We start from the raw sequence: 22,865 nt of genomic DNA on the forward strand, positions 1-22,865 counted from the left end.
TGCCTTTAGAACACTTTTTATTCATGTTATAATAGTAAGAATGTAAAAAAGAATGGGTGAAAAGAAATGAAAGCATTAGTTCTTCCAGAAAAACCTTCAGTAGGTCGTGACATCGCTAAAGCATTAGGTATTCATGATCAGAAGAAAGGTTACTTTGAAAATAAAAATTATATCGTTACTTGGGCATTAGGACATCTTGTAACGAATGCTACACCTGAAGAATACGACAAGAAATTTAAAGAATGGAATTTAAATGTCTTACCAATAATTCCTGATTATATGAAACATGTTGTAATTAAGAAAACAAGAAGCCAATTTAACACAGTTCAACATTTGATGAAGCGAGACGATGTAAATTCAATTATTATTGCGACAGATGCTGGTAGGGAAGGTGAACTTGTTGCAAGGTTAATTATTGAAAAAGCAAAAGTCAAAAAGCAAATTAAGCGACTATGGATCAGTTCAGTTACTGAAAAAGCAATTAAAGCAGGCTTTCAAAATTTAAGACCTGGTGAAGCATATAACAATTTATATCAAGCCGCATTATGTAGAAGTGAAGCGGATTGGATTGTTGGTATAAATGCGACTAGAGCTTTAACAACGAAATATGACGCGCAATTATCATGTGGTCGTGTACAAACACCAACTTTAAATCTTGTACAAATGAGACAACAAGAAATTCAATCATTTAAACCTGAAAAGTATTATCAGATGAATATTGAAGTTGAAGGTTATAAATTTAAATGGTTGAGTAAGAGTGGAGATAAAACATTTGATGCTGATTTAATAGAACAAGTTAAACAACAAGTTCAAAATAAAAAAGGTATTATCCAAAATATCTCGAAAAAGAAAAAAACAAAGTATCCTCAAAAGTTATACGATCTTACAAGTTTGCAACAAACAGCGTATCAACGTTATAAAATGAGTGCGAAAGAAACGTTGAATACAATGCAAGCATTGTATGAACAACATAAAGTACTGACTTATCCTAGAACAGATTCTAACTACTTAACAGATGATATGGTTTCTTCTCTGAAAGAACGAGTATCATCATTAACTGCTACACCACTTAAATCACATGCTGTACCATTGCTTAAAAAACCAATTAGAGCGGGGAAACATTTTGTTGATAATAAGAAGGTTTCAGACCATCATGCGATTGTACCAACAGAAGTGAGACCTAACTTTGATCAGTTATCTCCTAGAGAACAGAAAATTTATATGCTAGTGGCTGAAAGATTTTTAGAAGTATTATTATCACCATATCAATATGAAGAAACAACTGTGACATTAACATGTGAAGGGGAAAGTTTTAAACTGACACAAGAAGTAGCAGTTGAATTAGGCTTTAAAGAACTATATGAAGAAAAGACGCATGTGAAAGCTTTGCCTTTTGAAGAACAGCAGCATGTGAATATACAAAAAGTGAATGTCGTTAGTAAAGATACAGAACCGCCTGCGTACTTCAATGAAGGAACTTTACTTAAGGCGATGGAATCACCACATCATTTCTTTAAACCTAAAGATAAGAAAATGGCTCAAACTTTATATGAAACAGGTGGTATTGGAACAGTTGCGACAAGAGCGGATATCATCGAGAAGTTATATAGTTCTAATGTAATAGAAGCGGTGCAAGGTAAAATTAAGATTACGCCTAAAGGTAAACAATTATTAAACTTAGCACCTGAACAACTGACATCACCAGAATTAACGGCAGATTGGGAAATGAAGTTAACGCAAATCGAAAAAGGAAATTATTCTAAAAATAAATTCATGAATGAAATGAGAAACTTCACGAGAGAAATCATTGCGGATATTAAAGAAAGTGATGATAAATTCAAGCACGATAATATCACAACGACTGAGTGTCCGACTTGTGGTAAATTTATGCTTAAAGTTAAAACGAAAAATGGTCAAATGCTCGTGTGTCAAGATCCAACATGTAAGACTAAGAAGAATCAACAAAGACAAACGAATGCCAGATGTCCAAACTGTAAGAAGAAACTTACACTGTATGGAACAGGTAAAAAAGCAACTTATAGATGTGTATGTGGTCATACAGAAACACAAGAGCATATGGACGAAAGACTTAAAAATAGAAAATCAGGCAAAATAGGCAAAAAAGAAATGAAGAAATATATGCAAACTGAAGAAGTAGAAAACAATCCATTTAAAGACGCTTTAAAAGGATTGAAGTTCTAACTTAATATGAAAAGAGACTGGGATATCATGTGATATCTCAGTTTTTTAATATCTTAGCAGCAATAGAGTTGGCTAGAAGCATACTGTCACGGATGATAAACGTAAAAACCGAACTATAACACGAACATAAATAAATTTAATTATAAAAATGTTCGTAAAAAGTATTGATTTTTGATGTTCCCAGTAATACAATGTACAGTGTTGAAATTAATAAAGGAGTCTTATGATGAAACGTTACTTTAAGTTTGATGAATTGGGAACAAATTATAAAAGAGAAATTCTTGGTGGTTTAACGACATTCCTTTCTATGGCATACATATTAGCAGTTAACCCATCAATGTTAAGCTTGGCAAGTGTTGAAAATGTACCTGATTCAATGAGAATGGACCAAGGTTCTGTGTTTGTTGCTACAGCATTAGCAGCACTAGTTGGTTGTTTATTTATGGGTATCATTGCGAAATACCCTATAGCTTTGGCACCAGGTATGGGATTAAATGCATTTTTCGCGTTTACAGTTGTGCTTACAATGGGTATTCCATGGCAAACTGGTTTAACGGGCGTACTATTCTCAGGTGTTATATTTGCGATATTAACGATGAGTGGTTTACGAGAGGTTATTATCAATGCAATACCATTTGAATTAAAGATGGCTGTATCTGCCGGTATAGGATTGTTTATTACCTTTGTAGGTTTACAAGGTGCAGGTATTGTTAAAAAAGAAGATTCAACTTTAGTTACACTTGGTACAATGCATAACCCAGAAGTACTATTAGCAGTGTTTGGTATTATCATTACTATTATATTAATGGCTAAAAAATTACCAGGAGCAATTTTCATCGGAATGGTCTTAACAGCTATTGCGGGATTAATTACAGGTTTAATTGCAATGCCAGATAGTATAGTAGGGAAAGTACCAAGTGTATCACCAACATTTGGTGCAGCATTCGAAGTGTTTGGTGATTTATCTACTATATTTAATGTACAATTCTTAATTGTCGTTTTAACTTTCTTATTTATAGATTTCTTTGATACTGCAGGAACGTTAGTTGCGGTAGCCAACCAAGCAGGTTTAATGAAAGATAATAAATTACCTAGAGCAGGTAAAGCATTATTCTCTGATTCATTAGCAACAATTGTAGGTGCAATATTTGGTACTTCAACTACAACAAGTTATATAGAATCTAGTGCAGGTGTTGCAGTTGGTGCACGTACAGGATTCGCAAGTGTTGTAACAGGTATTTGTTTCTTAGCAGCATTATTATTCTCACCATTAATGTCAGTTGTTACAAGTGCGGTTACAGCACCAGCACTTGTTATAGTAGGTGTATTGATGGTTAGTAACTTAGGTAAAATTGATTGGCAAAAATTTGAGATTGCAGTACCAGCTTTCTTAACAATGATTATGATGCCTTTAACATATTCAATTGCAACAGGTATTGCGTGTGGATTTATCTTCTATCCAATCACAATGATCGTAGCAAAAAGACATAAAGAAATTCACCCAATTATGTACGGTTTATTCTTCGTCTTTGTCGCTTACTTTGTATTTGTACATGCATAATAAAAAAAGCCACGAGATTTCATTTAATGAAGTCTCGTGGCTTTCTATTTATATATTAACTTTTATAAGTAGTCTTGTAATATTTAGATGGGATATATACTGGCGCAATTATAATCGTAAATAAGAAGATAATCATTAAAACGACCATTACGATATGTAGTAACCAGCCAATAATAGGAATGATTGCAACAAAGCTAGCGATTAGTCCGATTAATGGAATAACAAATATTACTTTAACAGAATTCTGGTTATCTATTAATAGGATAAGTGTCGTAATAAAGTATAACGTTCCATTAAGTACCAAGGCATTATAACCAGTTGAAAGAACAATTCCTCCACCTAGAAAAGGTATAGCTAATAATAACTCAGATACAACTAATATAATAGAAAGAACTAGCAACACTGATTTAATTCCTCTTTTCATGATTTCACCACCTAGTTAAAATTGCTTGTTATATTATAACATTTTGATTACAAATTATCTATTTAAATTTTACCTATTGAATAAGAACGCATAATCCGTTATAATATTTGGGTATGTGTTAGATGAAATTAGAAAAAATATATGGTTATCTATTGATTAATAGAAATAAATCATGTATCATATCTAATGTTGGACTTTAAGAAGCGATGAAGCGAGAGGTTACTGACACACCCGGCCGCTTTGCCATGGCGGTGTGTAAGAGAGTTTTCGTGGAGAAGTCTATCACTATAAAGTAGACGAACAAGGAGGGAAAATTATGGCAAAACAAAAAATTCGTATCCGTTTAAAAGCGTATGATCACCGCATGATCGATCAATCAGCAGAGAAAATTGTTGAAACAGCTAAACGTTCAGGAGCTCAAGTGTCTGGTCCGATTCCATTACCAACTGAGAAATCAGTTTATACTGTAATCCGTGCCGTTCATAAGTACAAAGACTCACGTGAACAATTCGAACAACGTACGCATAAACGTTTAATCGACATTCTTAACCCTACACCAAAAACAGTTGATGCTCTTATGGGCTTAAACTTACCATCAGGTGTAGACATCGAAATCAAATTATAATTCATTAAAATAACAGGAGGTGCGACTTTCGATGACCAAAGGAATCTTAGGAAGAAAAATTGGAATGACTCAAGTGTTCGCAGAAAACGGTGAATTAATACCAGTTACTGTAGTAGAAGCTAGTCAAAACGTAGTATTACAAACTAAAACTGAAGAAGTAGACGGCTACAACGCTGTTCAAATCGGTTTTGAAGACAAACAAGCATATAAAAAAGATCGTAAATCTAACAAATATGCTACTAAAGCTGCTGAAGGCCATGCTAAAAAAGCAGGTACAGCATCTAAGCGCTTCACTCGTGAATTCAGAAACATTGATGTTTCAGTATACGAGGTAGGTCAAGAAGTCACTGTAGATACTTTCCAAGCAGGAGACATTATTGATGCAACAGGCGTTTCAAAAGGTAAAGGTTTCCAAGGCTCTATTAAACGCCACGGTTTCTCTCGTGGACCAATGAGTCACGGTTCTCGTTACCACAGAGGCTCTGGTTCAATGGGTATGGCTTCAGATGCTTCTAAAGTATTTAAAGGTAAAGAATTACCAGGCCGTATGGGCGGAAACACAGTTACTATGCAAAACTTAGAAGTAGTTAAAGTTGATGCAGAAAATAACGTAATTTTAGTTAAAGGTAACGTGCCAGGTCCTAAAAAAGGTTTAGTAAAACTTACAACTTCAATTAAAAAAGGTAATAAATAATTATTTAGGTGAAAGGAGGAAACAACATTATGGCTAATATTGATGTATTAAAAGTAGATGGATCAAAATCAGGTTCTATCGAATTAAATGATAGTGTATTTGGTATCGAACCAAACCAACACGTATTATTCGAAGCAGTCAACTTACAACGTGCTTCATTACGCCAAGGTACTCACGCAGTTAAAAATCGTTCAGCAGTTCGTGGTGGTGGACGTAAACCTTGGAAACAAAAAGGTACAGGTCGTGCTCGTCAAGGTACAATCCGTGCGCCACAATGGCGTGGTGGTGGTATCGTATTCGGTCCTACACCAAGAAGTTACTCTTACAAAATGCCTAAGAAAATGCGTCGTTTAGCATTACGTTCTGCATTATCTTCAAAAGTAAGTGGTAACGAATTAACAGTTTTAGAAGCATTCAACTTTGATGCACCTAAAACAAAAGAATTCAAAAATGTAATGAGCAACTTAGAACTTTCTAAGAAAGTTTTATTCATCGTTGATACTGTAGACAGCAACGTTGAATTATCAGCTCGTAACATTCCAGGTGTTAAAGTTATCGACGCTCAAAGATTAAACGTATTAGATATCTTAGATTCTAGTAAAGTCGTAATAACTAAAGCAGCAGTGGATAAAGTAGAGGAGGTGCTCGCATAATGGAAGCAAGAGATGTTGTTAAGCGCCCCGTAATCACAGAAAAATCTTCATCAGATATGGCTTTAGATAAATACACATTTGATGTAGATACACGTGCAAACAAAACACAAGTAAAAATCGCAATCGAAGAAATTTTCGACGTGAAAGTTGATACAGTAAATATCATGAACGTTAAAGCAAAAGCTAAACGTGTTGGTCGTTACAATGGTTTCACTAACAAACGTCGTAAAGCAATCGTAACTCTAAAAGAAGGTTCTTCAATAGACCTATTTAACTAAAAATAATTACCATTAAGGAGGTAAAACGACAATGGCTCTTAAAAAGTATAAGCCAATTACAAATGGTCGTCGTAATATGACATCTTCAGACTTCGCTGAAATTACATCAACGACTCCTGAAAAGTCTTTATTACAACCGCTTCCGAGAAAAGCGGGACGTAACAACCAAGGTAAATTGACAGTTCGTCACAGAGGTGGCGGTCATAAACGTCAGTACCGTGTAATTGATTTCAAACGTAACAAAGATGGAATTCCTGCTAAAGTAGCAACTATCGAGTATGATCCAAACCGTTCAGCTAATATCGCATTATTAGTATACGCAGATGGTGAAAAAAGATATATCATTGCTCCTAAAGGATTAAAAGTAGGACAAGAAGTATTCAATGGTCCAGATGCAGATGTCAAAGTAGGTAATGCATTAGCATTAACTGATATCCCAGTTGGTACTACAATTCACAACATCGAATTAAAACCAGGTAAAGGTGGACAATTAGTCCGTTCAGCTGGTACAAGTGCTCAAGTACTTGGTAAAGAAGGTAAATACGTACTAGTTCGTCTTAAATCAGGTGAAGTTCGTATGATCTTATCTACTTGTCGTGCAACAATCGGTCAAGTTGGTAACGAGCAACACGAATTAATCACAATTGGTAAAGCTGGTCGTTCTAGATGGATGGGCAAACGTCCTACAGTTCGTGGTTCTGTAATGAACCCTAACGATCACCCTCACGGTGGTGGTGAAGGTCGTACACCAATCGGTCTTAAATCACCAATGTCTCCATGGGGCAAACCAACACTTGGTAAGAAAACTCGTAAACAAAACCAACGTTCATCTAAATTTATCGTTCGTGGTCGTAAGAAAAAATAATAATACCTTATTTACGTGTGCGGCTTAGATGCCGCGCGCATTAAATAAGAAGGGAGGCGCCATAATGGCTCGTAGTCTTAAAAAAGGACCTTTCGTTGATGATCATTTAATGAAAAAAGTTGAAGCTCAAAACGAAGGTGAAAAAAAATCAGTTATTAAAACATGGTCTCGTCGTTCAACAGTATTTCCTAACTTCATCGGACATACAATAGCAGTATATGATGGTCGTAAACATGTGCCAGTTTTCATTACTGAAGATATGGTTGGACATAAATTAGGAGAGTTTGCACCTACACGTACTTATAAAGGTCATGCTGCAGACGACAAAAAGACTAAACGCTAATTTCTAAAAAGAGGAGGAAGTCACAATGGAAGCAAAAGCGGTTGCTAGAACAATAAGAATCGCACCTCGTAAAGTGAGATTAGTTTTAGATCTTATTAGAGGTAAAGAAGTGGCAGAAGCAATTGCCATCTTAAAATTAACAAACAAAGCAACATCACCTGTTGTTGAAAAATTATTAATGTCAGCATTAGCAAATGCAGAACATAACTATGATTTAAATCCTGACACATTAGTAGTTAAAGAAGCTTACGCTAATGAAGGACCTACATTGAAACGTTTCCGTCCACGTGCACAAGGTCGTGCAAGTGCGATTAACAAACGTACTAGCCATATTACAATCGTAGTTGGCGAAAAAGAAGCTAAAGAAGCTAAAGAAGTTAAAGAAGCATAATTAACTAAATCATTAAGGAGGGAATATAGTGGGTCAAAAAATTAATCCAATCGGACTTCGTGTCGGTGTAATTCGTGACTGGGAAGCAAAGTGGTATGCAGGTAAAGACTTCGCAATACTTTTACATGAAGACTTAAAAGTTCGTAAATATATCGCAGAAGCATTAAAAGAAGCTTCAGTTTCAAGTGTTGAAATTGAACGTGCAGCAAACCGTATCAATATCGCTATCCACACTGGTAAACCAGGTATGGTTATTGGTAAAGGCGGTTCAGAAATTGAAAAATTACGTAACAAATTAAACGCATTGACTAACAAAAAAGTACACATCAACGTTATCGAAATCAAAAAAGTTGATTTAGATGCAACATTGGTAGCAAATAACATTGCTCGTCAATTAGAAAACCGTGTATCTTTCCGTCGTGCTCAAAAACAAGCTATCCAACGTGCAATGAAATTGGGAGCTAAAGGTATCAAAACTCAAGTATCTGGTCGTTTAGGTGGCGCAGATATCGCTCGTGCAGAACAATATTCAGAAGGAACTGTTCCACTTCATACATTACGTGCAGACATTGATTTCGCACATGAAGAAGCCGACACTACTTACGGTAAATTAGGTGTTAAAGTATGGATCTACCGTGGAGAAGTTCTTCCTACAAAGAAGTCTAGTGAAGGAGGAAAATAATAATGTTATTACCAAAGCGTGTTAAATTCCGTCGTCAACATCGTCCAAAAACAACTGGTCGTTCAAAAGGCGGAAATGAAGTAACATTTGGTGAGTACGGTTTACAAGCTCAAACAGCAGCTTGGATTACTTCTCGTCAAATCGAATCAGCTCGTATCGCAATGACACGTTACATGAAACGTGGCGGAAAAGTATGGATCAAAATATTCCCACATACACCATATACTAAAAAACCTTTAGAAGTACGTATGGGTTCAGGTAAAGGTGCAGTTGAAGGATGGGTAGCAGTAGTTAAACCAGGACGTATCTTGTTCGAAGTTGCAGGCGTTCAAGAAGAAGTTGCACGTGAAGCATTACGTCTTGCAGCACACAAACTTCCAGTTAAATCTAAGTTTGTAAAACGTGAAGAATTGGGTGGTGACACAAATGAAAGCTAAGGATATCAGAAATTTAACCACTACTGAAATTGAAAAAGAAATCAAAGAAGCTAAAGAGCAATTATTCAACTTACGCTTTCAGTTAGCAACTGGTCAACTTGAAGAGACTGCTAACATTCGAAAAGTTAAAAAGACGATTGCACGTCTAAAAACAATCGTTCGTGAAAGAGAAATCGAAGAAGAGAAAGCAGCAGATAATAAATAATCAAGTAGAGGAGGTTCATTACTGTGAGTGAAAGAAATGACCGCAAAGTTTACGTTGGTAAAGTAGTTTCAGATAAAATGGATAAAACTATTACAGTAGTTGTTGAAACATACAAAACTCATAAATTATATGGTAAACGCGTAAAATATTCAAAAAAATATAAAACGCATGATGAAAACAATTCAGCAAAAATGGGCGATATCGTTAAGATTGCAGAAACACGTCCTTTATCATCAACTAAACGTTTCCGTCTAGTTGAAATCGTTGAAGAATCAGTAATTATTTAATAGAAGTATAAAGATAAGGGAGGTCAAACAAAGATGATCCAACAAGAAACACGTTTAAAAGTAGCAGACAACTCTGGTGCTCGTGAAGTATTAACAATTAAAGTTTTAGGCGGATCTGGTCGTAAGACAGCTAACATTGGTGATGTAATCGTCGTTACTGTTAAAAATGCTACACCAGGTGGCGTTGTTAAAAAAGGTGAAGTTGTTAAAGCTGTTGTTGTACGTACTAAATCAGGTGTACGTCGTGAAGATGGCTCTTACATCAAATTTGACGAAAATGCATGTGTAATCATCCGTGATGACAAAGGTCCACGTGGTACACGTATATTCGGTCCTGTAGCGCGTGAATTACGTGAAGGTAACTTCATGAAGATCGTTTCTCTAGCGCCAGAGGTACTTTAATCTATAATGATAAAAAACAAAATTCCTAAGGAGGTGCCTACACATGCACGTACGTAAAGGTGACAACGTAATCGTTATCACAGGTAAAGATAAAGGTAAAACTGGTAAAGTTTTAGAAGCATTACCTAAGAAAGAACGCGTAGTTGTAGAAGGTGTTAACATCATTAAAAAACACCAAAAACCAACTCAGTTCAATCCAGAAGGTGGTATCTTAGAAACAGAAGGTACTATCCACGTATCAAACGTTCAATTACTTGATCCTAAGACAAATGAACCAACTCGTGTTGGATTCAAAGTAGTAGATGGTAAAAAAGTTCGTATCGCTAAAAAATCTGGCGAAGAAATCAAATCATCAAAGGAATAATTATTAAGTGAAAGGAGGATCCACTTTGACACGTTTAAAAGAAAAGTTTAATAATGAAATTTCTGCTGAGTTAGTTAAGAAATTTAACTATAGTTCAGTTATGGAAGTACCAAAAATCGAAAAAATAGTTGTAAACATGGGTATCGGTGATGCAGTTCAAAACTCTAAAGTTTTAGACTCTGCAGTTGAAGAACTTCAAGCAATCACTGGTCAAAAACCATTAGTAACTAAAGCTAAAAAATCTATTGCGACTTTCCGTCTTCGTGAAGGTATGCCAATCGGTGCAAAAGTTACATTACGTGGAGAAAGAATGTATGAATTCTTTGATAAATTAATCTCAGTTTCATTACCACGTGTACGTGACTTCCGTGGTATCTCTAAAAAAGCATTCGACGGTCGTGGAAATTACACTTTAGGTGTTAAGGAACAATTAATTTTCCCTGAAATCGACTATGATAAAGTAAGTAAAGTACGAGGAATGGATATCGTTATCGTTACAACTGCTAACACTGACGAGGAAGCTCGTGAATTGTTAACACAATTCGGTATGCCATTTCAAAAGTAATCTCTAATTATAAAGGAGGCTAATTAAGTGGCTAAAAAATCAATGATCGCTAAACAACAACGTAAACAAAAATTCGGAGTTCGTGAATACACTCGTTGTGAACGTTGTGGACGTCCACACTCAGTATATCGTAAATTCAAACTTTGCCGTATTTGTTTCCGTGAACTAGCATACAAAGGCCAAATCCCTGGCGTACGTAAAGCTAGCTGGTAAACTCAAAAGAATGAAAGGAGGAAACACAAATGACAATGTCAGATCCAATCGCAGATATGTTAACTCGCGTGCGTAACGCAAACATGGTACGTCACGAAAAATTAGAGTTACCTGCATCAAACATTAAAAAAGAAATCGCTGAAATCCTTAAAAAAGAAGGATTCGTAAAAAGCGTAGAATATATCGAAGATGATAAGCAAGGTGTTATCCGTATGTTCCTTAAATATGGTCAAAACAACGAGCGCGTTATCACAGGATTAAAACGTATTTCTAAACCAGGTTTACGTGTTTATGCTAAAGCTGACGAACTTCCAAAAGTTCTTAACGGTTTAGGTATTGCACTTGTTTCTACATCTGAAGGTGTTTTAACTGATAAAGATGCTAGACAACGTGGAATCGGTGGAGAAGTATTAGCTTATATCTGGTAATTATAAAATTATAAGGAGGTGCCCACATAATGAGCCGTGTTGGTAAGAAAATTATTGAGATCCCTTCAGACGTTACAGTTACTATCGAAGGTAACACAGTAACAGTTAAAGGATCTAAAGGTGAATTAACTAGTACTTTTAATGAAGAAATGACATATAAACAAGAGGACAACAGCTTAGAAGTTGTACGTCCATCTGACTCTAAAGAACATAAAACAATCCATGGTACAACTCGTGCGTTAATCGCTAACATGATTGAAGGTGTATCTAAAGGTTTCGAGAAAAACTTAGAACTTATTGGTGTTGGTTACCGTGCCCAAATGCAAGGTAAAAATATCATCTTAAACGTTGGTTATTCTCACCCTGTAGAAATCGTTGCTGAAGATGGAATCACATTATCAGTAGAGAAAAACACTAAAGTTAAAGTAGAAGGTATTTCAAAAGAACGTGTTGGTGCAATTGCATCTTATATCCGTTCAATCCGTCCACCAGAACCTTACAAAGGTAAAGGTATTCGTTACGAAGGCGAATATGTTCGTCGTAAAGAAGGTAAAACTGGTAAGTAATCATTAAGATAAGAAAGGAGCACTAACATGATCGCTAAAATCGACAAAAATAAAGTTCGTTTGAAAAGACATGCTCGCGTACGTGCTAAATTAGCTGGAACAAGCGAAAAGCCACGTTTAAACGTATATCGTTCAAACAAACATATTTATGCTCAAGTAATTGATGACTTAAACGGTGTAACAATCGCTCAAGCATCAACTGTAGATAAAGAATTTAACCTAGAGCAATCAGGTAATGTAGAAGCAGCTGCTAAAGTAGGCGAAATCGTTGCAAAACGTGCCGCTGAAAAAGGCGTTGACGCTGTAGTATTTGATCGTGGAGGATATTTATACCACGGACGTATCAAAGCATTAGCTGATGCAGCTCGTGAAAACGGACTTCAATTTTAATTTAAAGGAGGGACACTCATGCGTCGTAAAGAACAAGAAGTTAAAGAATTTGAAGAGCGCGTAGTTACGATTAACCGTGTAGCTAAAGTAGTTAAAGGTGGTCGTCGTTTCCGTTTTACAGCTTTAGTAGTTGTTGGAGATAAAAATGGTCGCGTAGGTTTCGGTACTGGTAAAGCACAAGAGGTACCTGAAGCTATTAAAAAAGCAGTAGAAGATGCTAAGAAAGAATTAGTAACAGTTCCACGTGTTGAAGGAACAACTCCTCACCAAGTTATTGGACGTTTTGGTGCAGGTCGTGTTTTAATTAAACCAGCAGCACCTGGTACAGGTGTTATTGCAGGTGGACCAGTTCGTGCCGTATTAGAACTTGCTGGTATCACTGATATCTTAAGTAAATCATTAGGTTCTAACACACCAATCAACATGGTTCGTGCAACAATTGAAGGACTTAAAGAACTTAAAAATGCCGAAGAAGTAGCTAGTCTACGCGGTAAATCAGTAGAAGAATTATTAAATTAAGGAGGGAACAAACACTATGGCTAAATTAGAAATTACCCTCACTCGTAGCGTTATTGGTCGTCCTGAAACTCAACGTAAGACAGTTCAAGCGCTAGGACTTAAAAAAACAAACTCAACTGTAGTAGTTGAAGATAATCCTGCGATTCGTGGGCAAATCAACAAAGTAAGTCACTTAGTAAAAGTTACTGAAAAATAAATTCATCTAAAGTATTAAGGAGGTGCCAAAATGAAATTACATGAATTGAAACCAGTTAAAGGTGCTCGTAAAGAACGTAACCGTGTTGGTCGTGGTATGGCTACAGGTAATGGTAAAACAAGTGGCCGTGGTACTAAAGGTCAAAAAGCACGTTCAGGTGGCGGTGTTCGTTTAGGTTTCGAAGGTGGTCAATTACCATTATTCCGTCGTTTACCAAAACGTGGATTCACTAACATCAACCGTAAAGAATATGCAATTGTTAATCTTGATCAATTAAATCGTTTCGAAGAAGGAACTGAAGTTACACCAGCGTTATTAGTAGAATCAGGTGTTGTTAAATCTGAAAAATCTGGCGTTAAAGTTTTAGGAAACGGTTCATTAGAAAAGAAATTAACAATAAAAGCTCATAAATTCTCAGCTTCAGCAATTGAAGCAATCGAAGGTAAGGGCGGAACGCATGAGGTGATCTAATGTTTGAAACGATCATTAGTTTTTTGAAGACTAAAGATATTCGTAACAAGATATTATTCACACTAGCAATGCTCGTAATATTTAAAGTTGGAACTTACATTCCAGCTCCTGGTGTTAATCCAGATGCTTTTAATCAAAATAAAGGTTCGCAAGGTATTACCGATTTGTTTAATACATTCGGTGGAGGTGCCTTGCAGAACTTCTCAATTTTAGCGATGGGGATTATGCCTTACATTACTGCCTCAATCGTAATGCAATTATTACAAATGGATGTTGTACCTAAGTTTACAGAGTGGTCTAAACAAGGTGAAGTTGGTCGTAAAAAGATTAATCAATTTACACGTTACTTCACAATTGTATTAGCCTTCATTCAAGGCTTAGGTATGTCGTATTCATTTAATAATATGCTCGGTGGTAATTTAATTCAAAATACTTCAGTCTTAAATTATGTGTTAATAGCACTTGTTTTAACTGCAGGAACAGCTTTCTTAATGTGGTTAGGTGAACAGATAACACAATTTGGTGTAGGTAATGGTATTTCTATTATTATCTTCGCTGGTATTTTATCTTCTATGCCAAACTCATTAATTCAGTTCTACCAACAAAGTTTTGTTGGTGCAGATGATACTACTATGGCTTGGTTAAAAGCGATTGGTTTATTCGTAGGTATGATTTTACTAACTGTTGGTGCAGTTTATGTACTTCAAGCAATTCGTAAAATTCCTATTCAATATGCTAAACGCCAAACTCAAGGTTCAGGTGGTTCATTATCTGCAAACGCAACATATTTACCTTTAAAAGTTAATGCAGCTGGTGTAATTCCTGTAATCTTTGCGATGGCATTCTTCATGCTTCCGAAGACATTAACATTGTTCTTCCCAGATCAAGAATGGGCGCAAACAGTTACAAATTACGCAAATCCATCTCATAATATAGGTATGATCGTATATGTTATTTTAATTATAGCTTTCGCTTACTTTTATGCATTTGTTCAGGTTAATCCTGAAAAAATGGCAGAAAACTTACAAAAACAAGGTAGTTATGTACCAGGTATTAGACCTGGAGATCAAACTAAAAAATACATCACTAAAGTGCTTTATCGTTTAACGTTTGTGGGATCAATTTTCTTAGCTGTAATTTCTATTATTCCGATTTTAGCAATTAAGTTAATGAATTTACCTCAAGCAATACAAGTTGGTGGTACTAGCTTACTAATCGTTATCGGTGTTGCAATTGAAACAATGAAAACTTTAGAAGCTCAACTCAATCAACGTGAATATAGAGGCTTTAGAAGACGATAAGCAAGTAGGAGGGTTTTTATGAACATCATTTTAATGGGTTTACCTGGAGCAGGTAAAGGTACTCAAGCGAGTGAAATTGTTAAGAAATACCCTATTCCTCATATCTCAACTGGTGATATGTTCCGTAAAGCGATCAAAGAAGAGACTGACCTTGGTAAAGAGGCTAAATCTTATATGGATCGCGGGGAACTTGTACCAGATGAAGTGACTATAGGTATCGTTAGAGAAAGACTAGCTGAAGAAGATGCGAAAAAAGGATTTTTACTAGATGGTTTTCCTCGTACAGTTGAACAAGCTGATGCATTAAATGAAATTTTAAGTGACTTAGATCGTAAAGTAGATGCTGTTATCAACATCGAAGTTGCGGAAGAAGAACTTATGAATCGTTTAACTGGTAGAAGAATTTGTGAAGTATGTGGAACAACTTATCATTTAGTATTTAATCCACCAAAAGTTGAAGGTGTTTGTGATCTTGATGGTGGTAAATTATATCAACGTGAAGATGATAACCCTGAAACAGTAGCAAATCGTTTAAGTGTTAATGTTAAACAAACTAAACCACTTTTAGATTTCTATGAAAATCAAGGTGTCCTTAAAAACATCGATGGTTCTAGACAAATTGATAATGTTACTGATGATGTTATTCAAATTCTTGAATCATTATAGTAATGACGCTTTCACCCCGAATTCGCCTAACTTTAGGTGATTCTTGAACGCGTGAATGCGTTCAATTTTAAGAATCAAGATAGTATTTAGGTTTTTGAAATACAATCGGAGTGATTACAAGAAGCGATAAGTATTTGAAGTGTTGTCGAATGCAAATCTTAAGTATTAAATCATCCCAATTTTATAAACCTGTGCTTATTCTATGTGATTTAATCACCTAAAGTATGTCTCTAATTTTGGACCAGGTTTTAAAACATGAAATACTTTTGTATTTCACTAGAATGAATAGAAAAAGGGGGAAATGATCATGGCTAAACAAGATGTAATCGAATTAGAAGGTACAGTATTAGATACTTTACCAAACGCTATGTTTAAAGTAGAATTAGAAAATGGACATGAAATTTTAGCACACGTTAGTGGTAAAATCCGTATGAACTATATTAGAATTCTACCTGGCGACAAAGTAACAGTTGAAATGTCTCCGTATGACCTAACACGCGGAAGAATCACTTATCGTTATAAATAATCGTCACTCCAAATACAAGGAGGTATACAAAGATGAAAGTAAGACCATCAGTAAAACCAATTTGCGAAAAATGTAAAGTTATTCGTCGTAAAGGTAAAGTAATGGTGATTTGTGAAAATCCAAAACACAAACAAAAACAAGGCTAATAAAAGAGAGGTGTAAATAAATGGCTCGTATTGCAGGTATTGACGTACCACGTGAGAAACGCGTAGTAATCTCGTTAACTTACGTATATGGTATCGGAAAAACAACAGCACAAAAAATTCTTAAAGAAGCAAACGTATCTGAAGACACACGTGTTCGTGATTTAACTGATGACGAATTAGGTCGTATCCGTGAAGTTGTAGATGGCTACAAAGTTGAAGGTGACCTTCGTCGTGAGAAAAACTTAAACATTAAACGTTTAATGGAAATCGCTTCATACCGTGGAATTCGCCACCGTCGTGGTTTACCAGTTCGTGGTCAAAACACTAAGAACAATGCGCGTACGCGTAAAGGACCAGTTAAAACAGTAGCGAACAAGAAAAAATAATAAGTAAAGGAGGCACATATAAATGGCACGTAAACAAGTTTCTCGTAAACGTAGAGTTAAAAAGAATATTGAAAGTGGTGTAGCTCACATCCGTTCAACATTCAACAATACAATCGTAACGATTACTGATGATTTCGGTAATGCATTATCATGGTCTTCAGCAGGTGCGTTAGGATTTAAAGGTTCTAAAAAATCAACACCTTTTGCAGCTCAAATGGCTTCAGAAACAGCTTCAAAAGCTGCTATGGAACACGGTTTGAAAACTGTAGAAGTAACAGTTAAAGGTCCTGGCCCAGGTCGTGAATCAGCGATCCGTGCGTTACAATCAGCTGGATTAGAAATCACAGCAATTAAAGACGTAACACCAGTTCCACATAACGGATGTCGTCCACCAAAACGTCGTCGTGTATAATTTTTGTTAGTTCTAATGTTCAAGAGTCACTGGATAGAAATTAATAAAGTTTAATCGACGTTTATAAGGAGGATATATTTAAATGATTGAAATCGAAAAACCTAGAATTGAAACAATAGAAGTTAGTGATGATTCTACATTCGGTAAGTTCGTTGTTGAACCGCTAGAACGTGGTTATGGTACAACACTAGGCAACTCCTTACGTCGTATCCTATTATCTTCATTACCAGGTGCGGCAGTTAAAAATATCGAAATTGAAGGTGTACTTCACGAATTCTCAGCAGTTGAAAATGTAGTTGAGGATGTTACTACTATCATTATGAACATCAAGAAATTAGCTATAAAAATCTACTCTGAAGAAGACAAAACACTTGAAATCGATATTAAAGATGAAGGTGAAGTTACTGCGAAAGATATCATGCATGACAGTGATGTTGAAATTTTAAATCCAGATTTAAAAATTGCAACTGTTTCTAAAGGTGGACACCTTAAGATGCGCTTAATTGCTAATAAAGGTCGCGGATATGCTTTAGCTGAACAAAATAACACAAGTGATTTGCCAATTGGTGTCATTCCAATCGACTCACTTTATTCTCCAGTAAATCGTGTAAACTATACAGTTGAAAATACACGTGTAGGGCAAAGTAGTGATTATGATAAATTAACAATTGATGTGTGGACAGATGGTTCATTATCTCCTCAAGAAGCAGTTTCTTTAGGTGCTAAAATCATGACTGAATACTTAAACATTTTTGTTAACTTAACTGATGAAGCACAAAATGCTGAAATCATGATTGAAAAAGAAGAAGATCAAAAAGAAAAAGTACTTGAAATGTCTATCGAAGAATTAGACTTATCAGTACGTTCTTATAACTGTCTAAAACGTGCAGGAATTAATTCTGTACAAGAATTAGCAGACAAATCTGAGGCAGATATGATGAAAGTTCGAAACTTAGGTCGTAAGTCTCTTGAAGAAGTTAAATATAAATTAGAAGATCTTGGTCTTGGTTTAAGAAAAGAAGACTAATAAAGGAGGTTAATTCATGGGTTACAGAAAATTAGGTCGTACTTCTGATCAACGTAAAGCAATGTTACGTGACTTAGCTACTCAACTTATCGTTTCTGAACGTATCGAGACTACAGAAGCTCGTGCTAAAGAAGTTCGTAAAGTTGTTGATAACTTAATTACTTTAGGTAAAAAAGGTGATCTAGCTTCACGTCGTAGAGCTGCTCAAACGATTCGTGACGTTAAAATCTTAGAAGATGACAAAACAATTACTGCATTACAAAAATTATTCAATGATGTTGCGCCACGCTATGAAGAGCGTCAAGGTGGATATACTCGTATCATGAAAGTTGGTCCACGTCGCGGTGACGGTGCTGAATCAGTAATTATTGAATTAGTATAATCTATTCTTTATTGGAGTGACGAAAGTCACTTCAATCATTTCTATATAAATACAATTTATTTAACACACACAAAGCAAATGAGTGCAATGATAATGTTTACCACACATAGATATTGTCTAGCTCAGAGTACTCCACCACATTTGAATGACTTATCGCGTGAACTCGTCTATGGTGGAGTGCGCGCTTTTTTATTTTAAATCCGTTTTTACGGATTTTTTTTATTGTATTTTATTTTATAATAGTTAGTATGTTTAAAGTAATTAATGCTTACAATTTCGTATGTATACTGTAAAATATATAGTAATTAACTTGTTGAAGGATGAATGTTATGGTGCAGGAAAATTTGATTAGGTTCTCGAACGTTACATTTAAATATGATGAAAATGAGCCGGCTGCACTTCGCGATGTTTCGTTTAATATACAAAAAGGCAAGTGGACATCCATTGTCGGACATAATGGTTCAGGAAAGTCTACAATTGCTAAATTAATGATGGGTATTAACCAAAATTATGAAGGTGAAATCGTTGTTGATGGCATTTTACTCTCGAACGATACAATTGATGAAGTGAGAAGACACGTCGGTATTGTATTTCAAAATCCTGATAATCAATTTATTGGCTCAACAGTGGAGTATGATGTAGCATTCGGTATGGAAAATCAAAGTATAGACTATCACGTTATGCATGAAATAGTTGATGAGGTATTAACGGAAGTTGGCATGTCAGACATGAAGACATTCGAACCAAGTCATCTTTCAGGTGGACAGAAACAACGTGTCGCGATTGCAGGCATATTAGCGATGTCACCAGACATTATGATTTTAGATGAAGCGACAGCTATGCTTGATCCTGAAGGTAAAGAAAGTATTATGAACTTAATTAAGTCTATTCAAAGTGAACACCACTTAACAGTTATCTCTATTACACATGATTTAGAAGAAGCTGTTAATGCTGATGAGATTATTGTGATGAATAAAGGTGAAGTATATAAACAAGACATACCTGAAGAAATATTTAAGCAAGGTGCCTATTTAACTGAAATTGGTTTAGACTTGCCTTTTGCTATGAGAATGAACTACTTGCTCAATCATAATTATGAATATACAACATTCGAACAGTTGGTGAATCGAATATGAAAATAACGTTTGATCACGTCACTTATGACTACAGTATAAAGACACCATATCAATATAGAGCTTTGAATCAAGTTTCGACGACATTCACAGAATCTAAATTTTATGCCATTGTTGGCCAAACAGGTTCTGGTAAATCAACATTAATTCAGCACTTAAATGCTATATTAAAGCCGACAGAGGGACAATTAATGATCGGTGATACAAACATTACGAAGAAGACGAAATCAAAGAAATTAGCGCCTGTGCGTAAAAAAGTAGGTATCGTCTTTCAATTTGCAGAACATCAATTATTTGAAGATACAGTTGAAAAAGATATTATTTTTGGACCGCTCAATTACGGTATGGATAAAGACACAGCTATTCAAAAAGCAGAATCTCTTATGGATTTGTTAAACATGGATCGTAGCTTATTAAAGAAATCGCCATTTGAGCTCTCAGGTGGTCAGAAACGACGTATAGCCATTGCAGGTGTATTAGCTATGGAACCTGAAATACTTGTCCTTGATGAGCCTACAGTGGGCTTAGATCCGAAAGGGCAACAAGATATGATGGAACTCTTCAATGACATTCATGAAAATCTCGGTATTACGGTTATATTAATTTCACACCAAATGGATATCGTACTTAAATATGCGGATGAAGTTAAAGTCATTAAAGCTGGTGAAATCGTTGCAGAAGATAAGCCAGTTAATATTTTTACAAATAAAGAACTTCTGAATCAAACGCATCTTGAACCACCTCATATTATTAAACTTCAACAAGCAGTTGAAGCTAAATATAATATGAAGTTTGATCAAATCGCGACAAGTGAAGAGATGTTTAAAGATATGTATGAAAAGCAGGTGAAGCCTCATGACTGATAAGTTAATAATCGGGCGATACATACCTGGTAATACAATTATCCATCGATTAGATTCACGCATGAAAATGCTGTATGTATTTATATTTATGATATTAATATTCTTTTGTAATTCATGGGCATCTTATGGCTTTATGGTATTAACCGTGTTAATCATTATGTATTTAGCAAAAATAAGATTCTGGTTCTTAATTAAAGGACTAACACCTGTAATGCTGCTGTTTATTTTTACGTTCATTATGCATTTAATTGTGACGAAAGGCGGACCAGTCATTATTGATTTAAAGCTATTCACAATCGAACAAAATGGTATCGTACAAGGTGCATTTATTGTTTTAAGACTTGCACTTTTAGTGATGATTTCAACAATCATGACGTTAACAACAAGTCCGATAAGCTTAACCGATGCAATAGAATCAATGTTGAGACCGTTAAAAAAGGTTAAGTTCCCAGTACATGAACTTGCAATGATGATGTCCATATCACTTAGATTTATCCCAACATTAATGGATGAATTAGATAGAATCATAAAAGCACAAACATCAAGAGGATCTGACGTAACAGCAGGTAGTATATTTAACAGATTAAAAGCTATTATTCCACTACTCATTCCGATGTTTATATCGGCTTTTAAACGAGCAGATGATTTAGCAGTTGCTATGGAAGCTAGAGGTTATAATGCTTCAAATCAACGAACAACTTATCGTAAATTAAAATGGAAACTAAGAGATAGTATCGGACTCGCAACAATTATTGTTGTAGCGATAGCATTATATTTATTAAGGAATTGAGGTGCAGACTTTGAGAATGTTAGTGAAAATTTCATATCACGGTGGACAGTTTATGGGATTTCAAATTCAACATCATGAACGAACTGTGCAATATGAATTTGAGAGGATTCTAAAAAGAATGCATCAAACATTTGTAAGAATACATCCTTCAAGCAGAACCGATAAAGGCGTGCATGCTATTGAGCAGTATTTCCATTTTGATACACCATTAAATATTAAACCAGATAAATGGGAATATGCTTTTAATTCAGCATTGCCTAAAGATATACATGTACAAAGTGTAGAACAAATTGATGAAGACTTTCACTGTAGATATGATTGTGTAGGTAAGAAATATCGTTATAAAGTTTATATCGATCCAGAAAGACATGTATTCGAACACGACACAAAAGTACAACAAAAGAAACCCGTTGATATTCTTTTGATGAATCAAGCTGCACAACATTTTATAGGTACACATGACTTTACAAGTTTCTGTTCACAAAAGACTGAAGTACAAAATAAAGAACGTACCATTTATCAAAGTGAAGTCGTTGAAACTGATGACGGATTTGAATTTATCGTTACAGGATCAGGCTTTTTATACAATATGGTAAGAGTAGTGGTCGCTTATTTAATACTCGTCGGTGAAGGGAAGAGAAGCGGTGATGATATTCATCAGCTTCTAGAAGAAAAAAATCGAAACAAAGTACCACATACAGCACCAGCACATGGGCTATATTTAGAAAAAATTTACTTAGATAAAGCAGAACTTATCAAAGAGTTCGGAAATGATATCAAAATATATAATAAAAAGTCTTCAGAAAATGTTTAAAACCAATTGACAAAAAGACAAATAAATTATATTATAGACAACGGTATTGTTTTATATCACCACCACGATAAGCCCCGGAATCTTATTGTGTTTTAAGATATAGAAGCAGGAATCAGACAAAGGAAATAAGATGTATATATGAAGCTTTGGTACAGGTTAATATATACATCTTAACCCAGAACTTTTTTAAAATTTAGGAGGACACTATAATGCGTCAAACATTTATGGCTAATGAAGCAAACATCGATCGCAAATGGTACGTTGTTGATGCTGAAGGACAAACGTTAGGTCGTTTATCATCAGAAATCGCATCAATCTTACGCGGTAAACATAAAGTAACTTACACACCACACGTTGATACAGGAGATAACGTTATCATCATTAACGCTGAAAAAATCTACTTATCAGGTAATAAAGAACAAGATAAAATTTACTACCGTCACTCAAATCACCCAGGTGGATTAAAATCAGTATCTGCTGGTGAATTAAAAGAGAAAAACCCAGTTCGTTTATTAGAAACATCTATCAAAGGTATGTTACCTAAGAGCAAACTTGGTGAAAAACAAGGTAAAAAATTATTCGTATATGCTGGTGCAGAGCATCCACATGCTGCACAACAACCTGAAAACTACGAGTTACGTGGTTAATTAAGAGGAGG

The 22,865-nt window shown here is 35.2% G+C and carries 37 protein-coding genes; 36 read left to right on the plus strand and 1 reads right to left on the minus strand.

Annotated elements, in window-relative coordinates:
• Positions 1–66 precede the first annotated feature (66 nt).
• Positions 67–2,202 (plus strand): DNA topoisomerase III, encoded by a 2,136-nt coding sequence (locus MUA60_RS03860; protein WP_262649838.1) that lies wholly within the window; start codon positions 67–69, stop codon positions 2,200–2,202.
• Positions 2,203–2,428: 226 nt separating this feature from the next.
• Positions 2,429–3,763, plus strand: coding sequence for an NCS2 family permease (locus MUA60_RS03865; RefSeq protein WP_262649840.1), 1,335 nt, complete (start codon positions 2,429–2,431; stop codon positions 3,761–3,763).
• Between the two features lie 55 nt (positions 3,764–3,818).
• Here MUA60_RS03865 and MUA60_RS03870 read toward each other — a convergent pair whose 3' ends face one another.
• Positions 3,819–4,187: a hypothetical protein gene (locus tag MUA60_RS03870; RefSeq protein ID WP_025906797.1), complete on the minus strand. Its 369-nt coding sequence runs from the start codon at positions 4,185–4,187 to the stop codon at positions 3,819–3,821.
• A gap of 316 nt (positions 4,188–4,503) precedes the next feature.
• On the opposite strand from MUA60_RS03870, the gene rpsJ reads away from it, so the two are divergent.
• The 34 genes from rpsJ to rplM all read left to right on the plus strand — a co-directional run bounded on the left by rpsJ (position 4,504) and on the right by rplM (position 22,854).
• Entirely contained in the window at positions 4,504–4,812 is a 309-nt protein-coding gene (rpsJ, locus tag MUA60_RS03875) for a 30S ribosomal protein S10 (RefSeq protein ID WP_016998799.1), read from the plus strand.
• A 31-nt stretch (positions 4,813–4,843) separates the two neighbouring features.
• Complete coding sequence (gene rplC, locus MUA60_RS03880) at positions 4,844–5,506, plus strand: 50S ribosomal protein L3 (protein ID WP_262649841.1); 663 nt, start codon at positions 4,844–4,846, stop codon at positions 5,504–5,506.
• 29 nt (positions 5,507–5,535) lie between these two features.
• Positions 5,536–6,159, plus strand: coding sequence for a 50S ribosomal protein L4 (gene rplD / locus MUA60_RS03885; RefSeq protein ID WP_262649842.1), 624 nt, complete (start codon positions 5,536–5,538; stop codon positions 6,157–6,159).
• Positions 6,159–6,437: a 50S ribosomal protein L23 gene (gene rplW / locus MUA60_RS03890; protein WP_262649844.1), complete on the plus strand. Its 279-nt coding sequence runs from the start codon at positions 6,159–6,161 to the stop codon at positions 6,435–6,437. The genes rplD and rplW overlap by 1 nt, the downstream gene beginning before the upstream one ends.
• Positions 6,438–6,468: 31 nt before the next feature.
• Positions 6,469–7,302, plus strand: a complete 834-nt coding sequence (rplB, locus tag MUA60_RS03895; protein ID WP_262649845.1) for a 50S ribosomal protein L2 — start codon at positions 6,469–6,471, stop codon at positions 7,300–7,302.
• Between the two features lie 64 nt (positions 7,303–7,366).
• Positions 7,367–7,645: a 30S ribosomal protein S19 gene (gene rpsS / locus MUA60_RS03900; RefSeq protein WP_025906792.1), complete on the plus strand. Its 279-nt coding sequence runs from the start codon at positions 7,367–7,369 to the stop codon at positions 7,643–7,645.
• A 25-nt stretch (positions 7,646–7,670) separates the two neighbouring features.
• A complete protein-coding gene (gene rplV, locus MUA60_RS03905; protein ID WP_262649846.1) occupies positions 7,671–8,036 on the plus strand; it encodes a 50S ribosomal protein L22 in 366 nt (121 codons plus the stop codon).
• A 28-nt stretch (positions 8,037–8,064) separates the two neighbouring features.
• Positions 8,065–8,718, plus strand: coding sequence for a 30S ribosomal protein S3 (gene rpsC, locus MUA60_RS03910; RefSeq protein ID WP_262649848.1), 654 nt, complete (start codon positions 8,065–8,067; stop codon positions 8,716–8,718).
• A 2-nt stretch (positions 8,719–8,720) separates the two neighbouring features.
• Positions 8,721–9,155 (plus strand): 50S ribosomal protein L16, encoded by a 435-nt coding sequence (gene rplP / locus MUA60_RS03915; RefSeq protein WP_016998807.1) that lies wholly within the window; start codon positions 8,721–8,723, stop codon positions 9,153–9,155.
• On the plus strand, positions 9,145–9,360 hold the full coding sequence (gene rpmC / locus MUA60_RS03920) for a 50S ribosomal protein L29 (RefSeq protein WP_016998808.1): 216 nt from the start codon (positions 9,145–9,147) through the stop codon (positions 9,358–9,360). Before rplP ends, rpmC begins: the two co-directional genes overlap by 11 nt.
• A gap of 23 nt (positions 9,361–9,383) precedes the next feature.
• Positions 9,384–9,647, plus strand: coding sequence for a 30S ribosomal protein S17 (gene rpsQ / locus MUA60_RS03925; RefSeq protein WP_016911101.1), 264 nt, complete (start codon positions 9,384–9,386; stop codon positions 9,645–9,647).
• Between the two features lie 33 nt (positions 9,648–9,680).
• Positions 9,681–10,049, plus strand: a complete 369-nt coding sequence (rplN, locus tag MUA60_RS03930) for a 50S ribosomal protein L14 (RefSeq protein ID WP_016911102.1) — start codon at positions 9,681–9,683, stop codon at positions 10,047–10,049.
• A gap of 43 nt (positions 10,050–10,092) precedes the next feature.
• Positions 10,093–10,413 carry a 50S ribosomal protein L24 gene (gene rplX / locus MUA60_RS03935; protein WP_262649850.1) on the plus strand — a complete coding sequence of 107 codons (321 nt, stop codon included), beginning with the start codon at positions 10,093–10,095 and terminating at the stop codon, positions 10,411–10,413.
• A 25-nt stretch (positions 10,414–10,438) separates the two neighbouring features.
• Complete coding sequence (rplE, locus tag MUA60_RS03940; protein WP_025906788.1) at positions 10,439–10,978, plus strand: 50S ribosomal protein L5; 540 nt, start codon at positions 10,439–10,441, stop codon at positions 10,976–10,978.
• Between the two features lie 27 nt (positions 10,979–11,005).
• Entirely contained in the window at positions 11,006–11,191 is a 186-nt protein-coding gene (locus MUA60_RS03945) for a type Z 30S ribosomal protein S14 (RefSeq protein ID WP_016998812.1), read from the plus strand.
• Positions 11,192–11,220: 29 nt separating this feature from the next.
• The gene (rpsH, locus tag MUA60_RS03950) at positions 11,221–11,619 is read left to right on the plus strand and encodes a 30S ribosomal protein S8 (RefSeq protein ID WP_025906787.1); all 399 of its coding nucleotides are present in this window, start codon (positions 11,221–11,223) and stop codon (positions 11,617–11,619) included.
• 29 nt (positions 11,620–11,648) lie between these two features.
• Complete coding sequence (gene rplF, locus MUA60_RS03955) at positions 11,649–12,185, plus strand: 50S ribosomal protein L6 (protein WP_025906786.1); 537 nt, start codon at positions 11,649–11,651, stop codon at positions 12,183–12,185.
• Positions 12,186–12,212: 27 nt separating this feature from the next.
• Entirely contained in the window at positions 12,213–12,575 is a 363-nt protein-coding gene (gene rplR / locus MUA60_RS03960) for a 50S ribosomal protein L18 (RefSeq protein ID WP_037589017.1), read from the plus strand.
• Positions 12,576–12,593: 18 nt separating this feature from the next.
• Positions 12,594–13,094 carry a 30S ribosomal protein S5 gene (rpsE, locus tag MUA60_RS03965; RefSeq protein ID WP_037589016.1) on the plus strand — a complete coding sequence of 167 codons (501 nt, stop codon included), beginning with the start codon at positions 12,594–12,596 and terminating at the stop codon, positions 13,092–13,094.
• A 16-nt stretch (positions 13,095–13,110) separates the two neighbouring features.
• Positions 13,111–13,290: a 50S ribosomal protein L30 gene (gene rpmD / locus MUA60_RS03970; protein WP_037589015.1), complete on the plus strand. Its 180-nt coding sequence runs from the start codon at positions 13,111–13,113 to the stop codon at positions 13,288–13,290.
• A 30-nt stretch (positions 13,291–13,320) separates the two neighbouring features.
• A complete protein-coding gene (gene rplO / locus MUA60_RS03975; protein ID WP_025906782.1) occupies positions 13,321–13,761 on the plus strand; it encodes a 50S ribosomal protein L15 in 441 nt (146 codons plus the stop codon).
• Positions 13,761–15,062: a preprotein translocase subunit SecY gene (gene secY / locus MUA60_RS03980; protein ID WP_262649852.1), complete on the plus strand. Its 1,302-nt coding sequence runs from the start codon at positions 13,761–13,763 to the stop codon at positions 15,060–15,062. The genes rplO and secY overlap by 1 nt, the downstream gene beginning before the upstream one ends.
• Before the next feature lie 18 nt (positions 15,063–15,080).
• Positions 15,081–15,728 (plus strand): adenylate kinase, encoded by a 648-nt coding sequence (locus MUA60_RS03985; RefSeq protein WP_262649853.1) that lies wholly within the window; start codon positions 15,081–15,083, stop codon positions 15,726–15,728.
• Positions 15,729–16,035: 307 nt separating this feature from the next.
• Positions 16,036–16,254 (plus strand): translation initiation factor IF-1, encoded by a 219-nt coding sequence (gene infA, locus MUA60_RS03990; RefSeq protein ID WP_001118443.1) that lies wholly within the window; start codon positions 16,036–16,038, stop codon positions 16,252–16,254.
• 32 nt (positions 16,255–16,286) lie between these two features.
• A complete protein-coding gene (gene rpmJ, locus MUA60_RS03995; protein WP_003156543.1) occupies positions 16,287–16,400 on the plus strand; it encodes a 50S ribosomal protein L36 in 114 nt (37 codons plus the stop codon).
• Positions 16,401–16,420: 20 nt separating this feature from the next.
• Positions 16,421–16,786, plus strand: a complete 366-nt coding sequence (gene rpsM, locus MUA60_RS04000; RefSeq protein WP_037589013.1) for a 30S ribosomal protein S13 — start codon at positions 16,421–16,423, stop codon at positions 16,784–16,786.
• Between the two features lie 22 nt (positions 16,787–16,808).
• Positions 16,809–17,198 carry a 30S ribosomal protein S11 gene (gene rpsK / locus MUA60_RS04005; RefSeq protein ID WP_025906484.1) on the plus strand — a complete coding sequence of 130 codons (390 nt, stop codon included), beginning with the start codon at positions 16,809–16,811 and terminating at the stop codon, positions 17,196–17,198.
• A gap of 82 nt (positions 17,199–17,280) precedes the next feature.
• A complete protein-coding gene (locus MUA60_RS04010) occupies positions 17,281–18,225 on the plus strand; it encodes a DNA-directed RNA polymerase subunit alpha (protein WP_262649855.1) in 945 nt (314 codons plus the stop codon).
• Between the two features lie 16 nt (positions 18,226–18,241).
• A complete protein-coding gene (gene rplQ, locus MUA60_RS04015; RefSeq protein WP_025906481.1) occupies positions 18,242–18,607 on the plus strand; it encodes a 50S ribosomal protein L17 in 366 nt (121 codons plus the stop codon).
• A gap of 329 nt (positions 18,608–18,936) precedes the next feature.
• Positions 18,937–19,743, plus strand: a complete 807-nt coding sequence (locus MUA60_RS04020; protein ID WP_025906480.1) for an energy-coupling factor transporter ATPase — start codon at positions 18,937–18,939, stop codon at positions 19,741–19,743.
• A complete protein-coding gene (locus MUA60_RS04025) occupies positions 19,740–20,603 on the plus strand; it encodes an energy-coupling factor transporter ATPase (RefSeq protein ID WP_262649856.1) in 864 nt (287 codons plus the stop codon). The genes MUA60_RS04020 and MUA60_RS04025 overlap by 4 nt, the downstream gene beginning before the upstream one ends.
• Positions 20,596–21,393: an energy-coupling factor transporter transmembrane component T family protein gene (locus MUA60_RS04030; RefSeq protein ID WP_262649857.1), complete on the plus strand. Its 798-nt coding sequence runs from the start codon at positions 20,596–20,598 to the stop codon at positions 21,391–21,393. The genes MUA60_RS04025 and MUA60_RS04030 overlap by 8 nt, the downstream gene beginning before the upstream one ends.
• A 10-nt stretch (positions 21,394–21,403) precedes the next feature.
• Positions 21,404–22,207 (plus strand): tRNA pseudouridine(38-40) synthase TruA, encoded by an 804-nt coding sequence (gene truA / locus MUA60_RS04035; protein WP_262649859.1) that lies wholly within the window; start codon positions 21,404–21,406, stop codon positions 22,205–22,207.
• Between the two features lie 209 nt (positions 22,208–22,416).
• Positions 22,417–22,854 (plus strand): 50S ribosomal protein L13, encoded by a 438-nt coding sequence (gene rplM / locus MUA60_RS04040; protein ID WP_025906474.1) that lies wholly within the window; start codon positions 22,417–22,419, stop codon positions 22,852–22,854.
• Positions 22,855–22,865: the final 11 nt, after the last annotated feature.

The sequence above is a fragment of the Mammaliicoccus sciuri genome, from assembly GCF_025561425.1.
In the GTDB taxonomy this organism is placed as follows: Bacteria; Bacillota; Bacilli; order Staphylococcales; family Staphylococcaceae; genus Mammaliicoccus; species Mammaliicoccus sciuri_A.